The sequence below is a fragment of the Turicibacter sp. HGF1 genome, from assembly GCF_000191865.1.
GTDB lineage: Bacteria > Bacillota_I > Bacilli_A > MOL361 > Turicibacteraceae > Turicibacter > Turicibacter sanguinis.
This window is the reverse complement of the sequence record NZ_AEXQ01000094.1, coordinates 1-11,888: the sequence shown is the minus strand read 5'-3', so window position 1 is coordinate 11,888 and position 11,888 is coordinate 1. Positions and strand designations below refer to the sequence as shown.

The 11,888-nt window shown below is 33.1% G+C and carries 14 protein-coding genes; 3 read left to right on the top strand and 11 right to left on the bottom strand.

Going from position 1 to position 11,888, the window contains the following annotated elements:
* Positions 1-4: 4 nt before the first annotated feature.
* Together HMPREF9402_RS09260 and HMPREF9402_RS09255 are read right to left on the bottom strand one after the other, a co-directional pair.
* The gene (locus HMPREF9402_RS09260) at positions 5-337 is read right to left on the bottom strand and encodes a hypothetical protein (RefSeq protein ID WP_006783745.1); all 333 of its coding nucleotides are present in this window, start codon (positions 335-337) and stop codon (positions 5-7) included.
* A 21-nt stretch (positions 338-358) separates the two neighbouring features.
* Positions 359-1,303 (bottom strand): L-lactate dehydrogenase, encoded by a 945-nt coding sequence (locus HMPREF9402_RS09255; protein ID WP_009607219.1) that lies wholly within the window; start codon positions 1,301-1,303, stop codon positions 359-361.
* A 411-nt stretch (positions 1,304-1,714) separates the two neighbouring features.
* Between HMPREF9402_RS09255 and HMPREF9402_RS09250 the strand changes: the two genes are divergently transcribed.
* Positions 1,715-2,539 carry an AraC family transcriptional regulator gene (locus tag HMPREF9402_RS09250; RefSeq protein ID WP_006783743.1) on the top strand — a complete coding sequence of 275 codons (825 nt, stop codon included), beginning with the start codon at positions 1,715-1,717 and terminating at the stop codon, positions 2,537-2,539.
* A gap of 21 nt (positions 2,540-2,560) precedes the next feature.
* Here HMPREF9402_RS09250 and HMPREF9402_RS09245 read toward each other — a convergent pair whose 3' ends face one another.
* From HMPREF9402_RS09245 to HMPREF9402_RS09210, 8 genes are all read right to left on the bottom strand, one after another.
* Positions 2,561-3,187, bottom strand: a complete 627-nt coding sequence (locus tag HMPREF9402_RS09245; RefSeq protein WP_009607213.1) for a YczE/YyaS/YitT family protein — start codon at positions 3,185-3,187, stop codon at positions 2,561-2,563.
* Between the two features lie 142 nt (positions 3,188-3,329).
* Positions 3,330-3,785, bottom strand: a complete 456-nt coding sequence (locus tag HMPREF9402_RS09240; RefSeq protein ID WP_009607215.1) for a HugZ family pyridoxamine 5'-phosphate oxidase — start codon at positions 3,783-3,785, stop codon at positions 3,330-3,332.
* Positions 3,786-3,799: 14 nt separating this feature from the next.
* A complete protein-coding gene (locus tag HMPREF9402_RS09235) occupies positions 3,800-5,005 on the bottom strand; it encodes a nitrogenase component 1 (RefSeq protein WP_009607209.1) in 1,206 nt (401 codons plus the stop codon).
* Positions 4,992-6,281 carry a nitrogenase component 1 gene (locus HMPREF9402_RS09230; RefSeq protein WP_009607211.1) on the bottom strand — a complete coding sequence of 430 codons (1,290 nt, stop codon included), beginning with the start codon at positions 6,279-6,281 and terminating at the stop codon, positions 4,992-4,994. Before HMPREF9402_RS09230 ends, HMPREF9402_RS09235 begins: the two co-directional genes overlap by 14 nt.
* A gap of 12 nt (positions 6,282-6,293) precedes the next feature.
* Positions 6,294-7,079 carry an ABC transporter ATP-binding protein gene (locus tag HMPREF9402_RS09225; RefSeq protein WP_006783738.1) on the bottom strand — a complete coding sequence of 262 codons (786 nt, stop codon included), beginning with the start codon at positions 7,077-7,079 and terminating at the stop codon, positions 6,294-6,296.
* A gap of 3 nt (positions 7,080-7,082) precedes the next feature.
* Entirely contained in the window at positions 7,083-8,063 is a 981-nt protein-coding gene (locus HMPREF9402_RS09220; RefSeq protein ID WP_009607217.1) for a FecCD family ABC transporter permease, read from the bottom strand.
* Positions 8,064-8,065: 2 nt separating this feature from the next.
* Complete coding sequence (locus tag HMPREF9402_RS09215) at positions 8,066-9,016, bottom strand: helical backbone metal receptor (protein ID WP_009607214.1); 951 nt, start codon at positions 9,014-9,016, stop codon at positions 8,066-8,068.
* A 25-nt stretch (positions 9,017-9,041) separates the two neighbouring features.
* The gene (locus HMPREF9402_RS09210; protein WP_006783735.1) at positions 9,042-9,791 is read right to left on the bottom strand and encodes a nucleotide-binding protein; all 750 of its coding nucleotides are present in this window, start codon (positions 9,789-9,791) and stop codon (positions 9,042-9,044) included.
* Between the two features lie 160 nt (positions 9,792-9,951).
* Here HMPREF9402_RS09210 and HMPREF9402_RS09205 point away from each other — a divergent pair, with 160 nt between their 5' ends.
* Entirely contained in the window at positions 9,952-10,662 is a 711-nt protein-coding gene (locus HMPREF9402_RS09205) for a helix-turn-helix transcriptional regulator (protein WP_009607212.1), read from the top strand.
* Between the two features lie 44 nt (positions 10,663-10,706).
* Here HMPREF9402_RS09205 and HMPREF9402_RS14005 read toward each other — a convergent pair whose 3' ends face one another.
* The gene (locus HMPREF9402_RS14005; protein ID WP_006783733.1) at positions 10,707-10,913 is read right to left on the bottom strand and encodes a hypothetical protein; all 207 of its coding nucleotides are present in this window, start codon (positions 10,911-10,913) and stop codon (positions 10,707-10,709) included.
* A gap of 404 nt (positions 10,914-11,317) precedes the next feature.
* Between HMPREF9402_RS14005 and HMPREF9402_RS09195 the strand changes: the two genes are divergently transcribed.
* Positions 11,318-11,863, top strand: a complete 546-nt coding sequence (locus HMPREF9402_RS09195; protein ID WP_009607210.1) for a 5-formyltetrahydrofolate cyclo-ligase — start codon at positions 11,318-11,320, stop codon at positions 11,861-11,863.
* The last annotated feature ends 25 nt before the right edge of the window (positions 11,864-11,888 follow it).

The following is an 11,888-nucleotide window of genomic DNA, read 5'->3' as shown; positions in this document are numbered from 1 at the left end:
TTTATTATTGTTCTAAATGATTATTTGGATGATTAATATTATCGACAAAATCTTTTGCTTTCTCCATTAAATCTTCTGTTTTATTAGCTACTTTTTTAGAAGCATGTTGAACACCTTGTACCATATCCTCTGCTAACTCTTCAGCACCACGAGCTGCTTTTTTAGCACCTTTTGAAATACCGTGAGCCATATCTTCCGCTAACTCTTCAGCACCACGAGCTGCTTTTTTAGCTCCATATTTTAAATCTTCAGCTAAATCTTCAGCTTTATTTGCCACTTTTTTAGCTAAATGTTCTGTATCTGTTACAACCTTTTCATATTTATCATGAGTTGACATAAGTATACCTCCTTAAATTGACTATAAGACCGTTTGAAGTGTTTCTCTTAAAATATCCACTGATTTATGAAGTTGATCGCGTTCTTCTTTTGTAATATTTAAATTATATACTTCACGTACTCCATTACGATTAATAATGGCAGGAACTCCTGTGAAGATATCTTTAATTCCGTATTGTCCATTTAAATAAGCTGAAACTGGTAAAACACAATTTTCATCATTTAAAATAGCTTTGACAATACGTGTTGTACACATCCCAATACCGTAATAAGTTGCACGTTTACGATCGATAATGTGATATGCTGCATCACGAACATTCACATAAATTTGCTCTAAATCTTCAAATTTATATTGTGGATCGTCTTGAATAATATCTAGTAAAGGTTTTACCCCAACTGTTGTGTGAGACCATAAAGGTGTTTCTGTATCACCATGTTCCCCAACAATGTATCCATGCACGTTACGTGGATCCACATTTAAATATTTACCAATTTCATGTCGTAAACGAGCTGTATCAAGCGTTGTACCTGTCCCGATGACACGATGACGTGAAAGACCCGATTCTTGCCAGGCAACATATGTTAAAACATCTACTGGATTACTTGCAATTAATAAAATTCCATTAAATCCTGATTTCATCACATTTTTAACCACATCGCGCATAATTTTAGCATTACGTTCAACTAAAGCTAAACGTGTTTCTCCTGGTTGTTGATTAACACCAGCTGATACGACAACAATATCTGCAGTACCACAATCAGCATAAGTTCCTGCCCAAATTTCAGTTTTATCAGGAGCAAAGGCAATACCATGACTTAAATCCATTGCTTCTCCTTCTGCTTTATCATGGTTAACATCAATTAAAACTAGCTCCTCAATTCCACCTTGATTAATAATTGAGTACGCAAAACTCATTCCAACAAAACCTGTTCCGACTAATACAACGCGTCTTACTCCACTTTTCAACTTTTACACCTCTAATCAATCTTACTTTTATTGGTAGCCTCTTTAGAGTCACGCTACTATCTTTAGTATTTAAATCAACATCAGATTTATGCGAAAAAAATTGAATTTTGGTGAATTAAACTAAATTACGTAAAATAAAAAAACTATTGAATTGGCTAACTAAATCACACAACTGATCCCTTATTTTTCTACTATACGAACCTTATCCCTTTCCGCACTTTAATCAGCTTAAAAAAATGAAGATTACCTCTAAAAAATTTATCAAATCATTAAAAATATATCCAACTTTTGAATTAAATTTAAATTTCATTTTTTAGATATAGCTTTGAGTTATATATAAAATTATCTATTTTTACCTTCCATTAGATGTGCTATACTTATTTCAATTCATACATTTAGGGGGCTTTCTTCATGGAACAATTTAGCTTAACAATTGATCCACAACCATACAGAGATTTAGCTTTTTGTTATTGTGGAATGCATGAATGCGAACCTGGACATTCGTATGGTCCAGCTATCCGTCCAACATTTTTACTTCATTTTGTTTTAAAAGGTAAAGGTGCCTATTATTTAAATGATCAAAAATACGAAATTAAAAAAGATCAATGCTTCTTAATCCGCCCTAATGAATTAACTTTTTATCAAGCTGACCAAGAAGATCCTTGGACTTATATTTGGGTTGGCTTCGATGGACAGATGGCAAAAAAATATTTAGAACATGCTGGTTTTATTGATAATCGCTTAGTATTAAATGTCCATGATTGTGAAACCTTGAAGTCCTATGTCGCAGAGATGTTAAATTGTAATAAATCAACTCATGCGAACGAATTAAAATATCAAGGGCTTCTTTATCTCCTTCTTTCTAAACTCTCAGAATCGAGTCATATTCAAACAAAACAACCAAGCCTTCAAGAAGATAATCACTATGTGAGTAAGGCCATTGAATTTATCGAAAATAATTACTTTAACTATATTAAAGTGAGCGATATTTCCCACTATCTATGTTTAAATCGCACTTATTTAACTTCACTTTTTCAAAAGCATTTAGGAATGTCCCCCCAGAACTTTTTGATTCAATTTCGAATGACTAAGGCGGCAGATTTATTACTTCAAACCGATTTATCTGTCGCTAATATTTCGCACTCTTGTGGATACAGTGATCCCCTTGCTTTCTCAAAAGCTTTTAAAAAAGCAAATGGGATTTCACCAAGTGAATACCGTCATTTAAACCATTAAAAAGCCAGGATCGCCTGGCTTTTACTGTATATGATAAGGTTGTAAGTCATTAATGAAAGGTAATTTTTCTAGTAAATACGTTGCTAAATTAACCCCAGGCCCTACAAACAGAGTCAAAATAATTGTTCCACCCCCAATAGGACCTTGCAATAACAAAGCAATAATCATACAAATAGCATCCATCATTAGTTTAGCTGTTCCAATTTTCAGGTTACTTACTTCGCTAATAGAAACCGTAATATCATCATTTGGATGAGCCGGTAATTTAGGCTTTAAGTAAAGTGCTAATCCTGTGCAGACCAAAATAACAGCGATACTAAATACTACAATTTTTTGCATTAACGTTTCAGGTACAATAGGACTCACAACAAACACCCAAAACTCAGTTCCGATAGCCATAAAAAAAGCCGTAATCAACGTTGTGAACTTTGGTCTTTCACATCTGATACAAGTTGAAATCGCAATTGCTAACAAAGCCATGACAAAAATAACAATTGAAAGGTTAATATTAAGTCGGTGAGCCAAAGCGAAATTAATTGAATCAATCGAACCTACTCCTAAATCAGATTGTACCGTCAACGAAACCCCAAGTGTTAACATCATAATACCTATCAAATACAAAACATAATCCCTCTTATTTCTCTTCATCTTTTTATCCCCTCTTTTACTAAATCATGACTAATTATAGCGTTTTTTAAAAGAGTTAAACATCTCAAAATGTTTGAATTAGATGGTCAAATGTTAGGTATTGAATAAGAGAAACTCTCGCCCTGATGTGCGAGAGTTTTTCTTATTTATGCCCTATTGATGTGACTTGTGTTAATTGAAACTCACCATTGTTTAAAGAAATGTTAAACGCCTGTCCAAATCCTTTAACAAGCCGACCTTTAAGTGGGACTAACTCAAAGAAATCAAAGTCTAATGTTTTTAAAACCATCATCATTTGAGCTCCTTGTCGTCCATCAAATAATTCTAATAACTCCTTGCTTGACTCAACTTTTGAAGCTATACATTCAAAAGAAACGCGTTCTCTTGCAAAGACCGTTTTACAATCTGCTTCATCTTCAATTAGCATGACTGAACACTGTGGATTTTGCACTAAATTATGATAATGTGCAGCAGCCTTACTAATATAAATATAGATTTTTTGATCTTTCATCATAAAAGGTGCATAACTAATTTCAGGCATTTTATTTTCATTTAATGAACTAATCATTAAACTTTTCTGATTTAATAATGTTTCCATTTCTTACATCCTTACTATTTGATATTTAATATTTTTTCAATAACGAAAAGCATCCCTCTAAATCCCATATAGGGCGTATATGGATAAATCAAAACTTGATTTAAATTAGGGTTACTAACCTGTAACTCTAATTTAGCTTGATGTTCCATCTCTAAGCTTGGACCATCTCCACAAATCATGAATAGTTCTTTAGATTTTAAATATTTTATTCTTTCTAATTCAGGGCGACCAGATATCCAATCTGCTTCTACTTCCGTTTGGTACAATACTTCTAAACGATCAGTAGCAAGTCCTAGCTCTTTTAAAATAGCGTCAAATCCTAGCACCGTATCATAGTCACCAAAAATCGCGCATTCCTTTGTTTCTTTATAAAATAAAAATTTACGTTTTAAACTAAACAAATGCTTTTTTACTGCTTCAACTTCTGCATTTAGATACTCTCGATTCACTTCATACCCATCGATTTTATTAACTGCTTCAATAAAATCAATCGTATTTTGAAGGCCATATACATGGTGATAAATATACGGAATTCCGTAAGTTTTCTTCATCCACTTAGCAGCTTTCAAGGCTTCTTTGCGCATAACAATATTTAAAGACGCACGACTAGCCTGTTCAATTTCTTCAACAGTTGTCTCACATGTGAAAACTGTTTGAACTTCCTTGTTAAAGAAGAGCTTCATCATACGTTTCATTTCTTCAACATCAGAAGCATAATTATATTTATCAATCGTACAGCCTAAAATATTATATTTATTAACATCACGAGGATAATCACCAACTAACTTCTTCACGAGTAATTCTAATGTTTGTTCAACTCCAATATGATATTGATGCTTAAGCCCTCCAGTCGTGATGGCAATAAGTTTAGACTGAACTTGACTTTGTAAATCGCTACACACACTCTCAATATCCGCACCAATAATTGAGGAAATCGAAGAAGCCATGAAAAAAATGTATCGAGGTTTAATATTCTCATCAACCTCTAAAATAGCTTTTTCTAATCGATCATACTTTCCAAACGTTACATCACTTTGATCCATATGGGTTGAATAAATACGAGAACCTTCCCCTGCATTCAAACTTCCAATTCCCTCAACTGCATAGTGAGTTGTTCCTGCAGGGCCAAACTCAATGATACAGGTATCTTTAATCGAACAAAGCGTCCAAATCGATCCCATCCGATCATTTGCAACCGGATAATATTTACATAGCTGCATGTTTGCCACCTCCCATTGGTTTAGAATCTTCAGTCATTAACTTAATCATATCTTGCATGACACCAATTGGGAGCTCATAACCGATTTTTTGAGCGTGAGCATCAAAGGTCATTTGCATCATTCCTTTTTGTTTTAATAACATTGGACTTTCATGACCTACATACAAATCTGCCCCAATCGTATCGTATAACTCTCGTAATGGCGCAATATTTGCAATACGACTAATATAAGGATTATAGCCTTTGTCTAATAAACTCTCCTTATAAGGTGAATCTTGCTCATATAATTCTCGTAATTGAACAAAGACGGGTTCTAAGCCTAAATCACTTAAGAAATCGACCATTTCAAGTGCCATCATTGGCGTATTTCCATAAATTAATTTTTTCCCTTTTAATAGTGAATAACATTTCATGGCTAACTGTTCGTAACGTGCCTTAACTTGTTTTAAATCTCGTGAAAAATCAATTTCAAGTATTTTCGATAACTCTTCATAATTTTTAGAAATAGTCTCTACATTTAAATGCTTATCAAAGTATAGATACTCAATATTAAATTTTCGCTTCATTTCTTTCGCTAAATCTAATCCAATCATATCTGTAACAATGTTTAACTTAGCAGTTGAAGCCTTTTTTATTTCAGCTATTGTACAACTTGAAGGGATAACGGTTTGGATTTGAACATCATATTTTTTTAATAACTGTACAAGTTCTGTTTCCTCTACCTTATCCTGACGATGTCCAATAATATTAACTCCTTCTTGTACCTCAACTTTTTCCATCGCATGACTTAAAGACTTTAAGGCTCGTGACATACCAGGAATATGTGAATTACATTTAAAATGTTCAGTGTTCACAACAAATATCGGAATCCCTACCTCTTCCTCAAGTGTATAAGGAATAGATGAATAATCCTCCCCTATTAACTCTGGAACACATGTCGTAACGAGCATGACTGCATCAGGATGTTCTATTTCAATAATCTCTTTTACTGCCCTCTCAACCTGTGCCACGGCACCAAATACGACTTCTTTATCATCAAGCACTAATGAATAAACACTATCTTTTCCTTTTTGACGATGATAAGCAAAGTTTTTCGTATAGTACGTACATTCACTTGTTCCAATGACAATCATTGTCATATTTTTAACATAAGATGCCGTTAAGGCAACGCCAAATAAAGGGCAATGTGTTCCTGGGAAAATAGCATGTGATAAACTTTTAATATCTTGGTCCGTCTTAATTTCACTCAGACGATTTAAACTCTCTAATGTATACATAACGATCCTCCTTTAAGCGGTCTTAATCGTTTGAATCGGATGAATACGCGGTTTATTTGAAATAGGATCGTTATCAATATCACATTCAATTTGATAAACATGCTTAATCATCTCTTGATTAATGGTTTCTACCGGTGTTCCATCTGATACGATTCTTCCTTGTTTCATAATCACTAATCGATCACTATATCGGCTAGCTTGGTTAAGTTCATGTAATACCATCACAATGGTTATCTTGAATTTCTCATTGATTTCACGCACAAGTTCCATAAGCTCAAGTTGGTGTGAAATATCAAGATAAGTCGTTGGTTCATCGAGCAGTAAAACATCAGGTGTTTGACAAAGGGCCTGTGCAATATAGGCCCTTTGTCGTTCACCACCAGATAAGGACCCAATAGGTTTATGTTTATAGTGTGCTAGCCCTGTTTGTTCAATTGCCCATTCTACTAATTCTTGATCTTCTGTCGTCTTACATTCAAACCATTTCTTATGCGGTAAGCGACCAAAATAAACAAGTTGCTCAACGGTTAAATCAGTCGGTGCTAAATTATGTTGTGATAACAAACATATTTTTTGAGAAATAAATTTATTTTTAAGTTTGGACAGCTCGTTATTTTCCAGTAAAACAGCCCCTCCCATTGGTTTAATCATACGTGATAATGTTTTAAGTAACGTTGACTTTCCACACCCATTTGGACCAATAATCGAGACCACTTGTCCTTTTTCAATTTTTAAGTTCAAATCTTTAATAATGATTTTATCCTCATAGCCAGCTGTTAAGTTCTTTGCTTCAATCATACATCAGTTCCCCCTTTTTCTTAATAAATATAAAAAGAATGGACCGCCTACAATCGACATAATTACCCCTACTGGAATTTCAATTGAACCACCTACTGTTCTTGCAAGTGTATCTGCAATTAAAAGTACAATTCCGCCAAGGACCATACTAAATGGAATCGTATATTTATGATCACTTCCCATTAACATTCTTGAAATATGTGGAACAATTAATCCGACAAAACTAATAATTCCAACAACAGCAGTCGAGGTAGCTGCTAAGAAAACAGCAACTAGTGAAATAATAAGTCGCGTTCGATTCACATTGAATCCCAAATTTGTCGCAGATTCTTCTCCAAGTTGTAAAACATTCGCACTTCGAATTAAAAATAAAGACAAGATTAGTCCAATGACGGAATACCAAACTAACATGTGAACATCTTGCCATGTTTTTGTTGCAAGACTCCCATTTAGCCATAAAATCGCACTTTGAATTTTATCACTATATAGTGTGGATAATAATGAGATAAAGCCTCCTAAGATCGTATTAATAGCAACCCCTGCTAAAACAACACGTTCAGGCTTTAATCCATTTTTCCATGCCATCATAAAAACTAATGCACAAGCAACACATCCTCCAATAAAGGCAGCAACAGGTAAGATACTTGCTAATTGTGGGGCTGTTAATAAAATGACAATTGCTGCGACACTAGCTCCACTTGAAACCCCTGTAATTCCTGGGTCTGCAAGTGGATTTTTCATCACTGATTGGAGTAAAATTCCTGAAACAGCTAAATTTGCTCCGACTAATGTCGCTAAAATATTTCGTGGTAATCGCATTTTATAAACAATGGTTGTCACAACCTTGTTATCGTTATTTTTTAAGGCACTTAAAATTTCACCTAAACTTAAATTAACACTCCCCACCGTTGAAAAGACAAAAATCAAACTCAGTAAAGTGATGAAAGATAAGATAATAATGATATATTTTTTATCTATTCTCATTTTTAGTTACCGTATAAGATTTCTCCAAGTTTTGTGATTGCTTCTGTTACTTTTAAATTTGCTGAAACATTGAAGATAGTTGAATCTAAATCATAAACTTTCCCATCTGCAACCGCATCTAATTGTTGATAAGCTTCATTTTTATCAAATGCTTCATCGAACATTTTAGATGTTTCTTCGATATTTCCGTGGGCAAAGCGTAAAACATAATCAGGATTTTGTGCTAAAATTTGTTCTAAACTGAATTGGATATATGCTGATTCAATGTTTGTATCAATCTCTGATGCAATATTAATCGCACCTAATGTTTTTGCAAGGTCTCCTAAATAAGAACTTTCTGTTGCTAACATGAAGTTGTCACCAGCACCAAAGATGATCGCAACTGTTGGGGCTTGTTCTGTTTTATTTGCTAAAGCAGCTTCCTCAGCTTGTTTTAATTGATTCAATAAAGTTGTTGCTTCATCTTGACGATTAATCGCATTCCCTAATTCGTTAATACTATTTAAAAACGCAGTGTATGTTCCTGTTTCAAAGAAGAAGGTATTCAATCCATACTCAGTTAAACGTTCCTCTACACTTGATTTAAAGCTAGCATCCATGATAAATAAATCAGGGTTTAATGATGCAACAATTTCTAAGTCTGGATTCATTGCTTGTCCAACTTGCGGTAAATCTTGATATCCATCAGGTAATGTTTGTGATGTTGCTGGTACTCCTAAAACTTCTGCATTTAATTCTGCTAACACTTGTGTTGCCGATACAGTTGCTGCAACAACTTTGATTTCTTCTACTTCTTTTTCAACATCTGTTGTTTCTTCCTCTTGTTTTGTACTTGATGATGTCTCATCCACAACTGGTATTTGCTCTTCTACTTCTGTTCCTTTTGATGATTGACATCCGACTAATAATGTTGTTGATACTAAGATCATTGATAATAAATGTTTAAACTTCATAACTCTTCCTCCGATATTTTGATATTTAAATAGCCTGTGTTAATTTAGTTGCTAATTCTAAATACACATTCGCCATTTGACTCTCTTTAATCTTTTCAATAACTGTTTTCCCATCATTTTCTGATAGTTGTACATCTTTATCACGTGGGATGTAATGGAAAATCTGACTATCGATTTCTGTTGCTAATTTTTCAACTAATTCAACTTCATTTTCAACATTTTTAGCGTTGAGAATTAAGCCTTTTAATCTAGCATAGCCTCGATTTTTAAATTGATTGATGGCTGTTGATATATTACTAGCAGCATACATCGACATCATTTCTCCTGATGTTACAATATAAACTTCTTCTGCATATCCGTTGCGAATAGGCATTGAAAATCCACCGCAAACAACATCACCTAAAACGTCATAAATTACGATATCAGGTTGATAAAATTCGAATGCTTTTAATTCTTCAAGTTTCTCAAAAGCGGCAATAATTCCTCTGCCTGCACACCCAACTCCAGGAGTTGGTCCCCCTGCTTCAACACACAAAACACCGTTATAACCTTCAAAGACAATATCTTCAAGTTTTGTGTCATCTCCCTTTTGATTCATGACCTCTAAAACGGTTGGAATAAATTTCCCATTCATTAAATTTTTTGTTGAGTCAGCTTTTGGATCACATCCAATTTGCATGACTTTGTATCCGAGTGTTGATAAAGCAGCTGATAAATTAGAGGTCGTTGTTGATTTTCCAATTCCACCCTTACCATAAATAGCGATTTTTCTCATTGCTTTTCTCCTTATTTTGTTGCATAATATAAAACATAATTGATAATCATTATCAATAGTTATTATAATGTAGCCAATTAAAACTTGCTTGAACAATATATAGAATTTTTGTAACTATATTAATTTGTTTTTGAAAACTAACTATTCTGGGGGAAATCATATGGATAAAATCCAACAAGTGTTATCTGATTTTTATCATTGTTTAACCATTCCAATCTCTTTTTTTAATGAACAAAAAAAAATGATTTTGAATCATGCAATGACACCAAATCTTAATAAGATATTAGATTCTTCTAATCTTTTTGACGACTATCAATCATCTAGTTCATCATTAATTTACATTTGTCGAGATGAAAAAATTCACTTCATTCTTTCTCCTCTTTACCAATATAAACAACAAAAAGGATTATTCGTAATAGGACCCTTTCATAGTGATGAAAATTTAATAAATAGCAATATTCCATTTAAACCACATTGCTGTTTAAAATCAATCGGAAAATTATTTGAAAGTATTGTTCGTCATCGCCTGTTTGAAAAACATCAATTTCATTCCTCTGTTAAAGAAGGAATCTATTTTATTCACAAATATTATGAAAAAGATATTAAACTAGATGAGGTTTGCCAGTATTTAAACCTTAATAAAAGTTATTTTTGTTCCATTTTCAAATCGGAGACGGGCATGACATTTTCACATTTTTTGAATCGTGTACGAATTGAAAAAAGTAAACAGTATTTAAAAGATAACCAATATAGTATTTTAGAAGTAGCCCTAGCAGTCGGATTCAATAATCATAATTACTATAGTTCTACATTTAAAAAACTTACAGGATTAACTCCTGCACAGTATCGACAAAAAGTTTCAAATGAATAAAAAGGCTTCTCTTAGATATTTTCTAAGAAAAGCCTTTTTTTACTTTATATTAAATCAATATGATCAATGCTTTCAATTCTAATGATTTTTGTCGTTAATTTTTTCTTTTGATCTGTGAAACTTATCTTAATCCATTCTTCATCAACATCAATTATTTCACATTCAAAATTCACTTTTCCTGCAAAGGCTAATGCTCCTTCACAACTCATGATGCAGTGTTTTCCAACTAAATCACGAATTATCTTTGACATTACTTGATCCCCCTCTAAATTTCTTTTGAGTTTATTAATCCGTTTTTCAAGTATTTGAACACGTGCTGGATAGCTACTATAAACAAGTATTATAACGAAAGCTAGAAATCCAAAATACTCCAAGTTCCATCGCCTCCTTACCTCATAATTAATTATACGTATCTGCCCTCTAAAATATATAAGTCCCGATTAATTTTCTATAGAAGAAAAGCTTATCTAAACTATCGTTCATCAAGATATCAACGAATTTAAATAACTAAAACTCAGTTTTAATATCTGGGTATTAATCATTTAGGATATAGTATTAAATTCATACCTAATATACAGATTTTTGAAGCTACTTGAGATCTGATTGTTTCTAAAAATAAAGATTTCGTATATGATAAAATAATGAGGTGAATTTTATGAAGAATAAAGTGATTATTCGTCGGGAAATTTTACAAAAAAGAGATGCTCTTTCAGATTGCGAAAGAACCAAAAAAAGCGAACTTATTTGTCAGCGATTAATGACTGATAAACGATTTATAGCGGCTGAGACAATTTTAGTTTACATGCCAATTAAAAGTGAGGTCTCAACCATTCGGTTAATTGAGAAAGCCTGGACACTTAATAAACGAGTTGGACTTCCAAAAATTCAAGGTGATGAGATGAATTTTTATGAGTGTCGTGATTTTAGTGAGTTAAGTTTAGGCGCTTTTAATATTCTTGAACCTAAAACCGAAGTATTAATTGAACCATCTCATGCATTATTGATTATGCCAGGTGTCGTTTTTGATCAGCATAAGCATCGAATTGGATACGGCAAAGGATTTTATGACCGGTATTTAAAAAATCACCCTAATCTTGAGACCATCGCTCTTGCTTTTGATTGCCAAATCATTGATTATTTCGAGGCAGAAGCTCACGATATAGCGCCAAATTTCATCCTAACGGAAAGTCATACTATATAATAAAAAGGTCACAGATATGAATTTC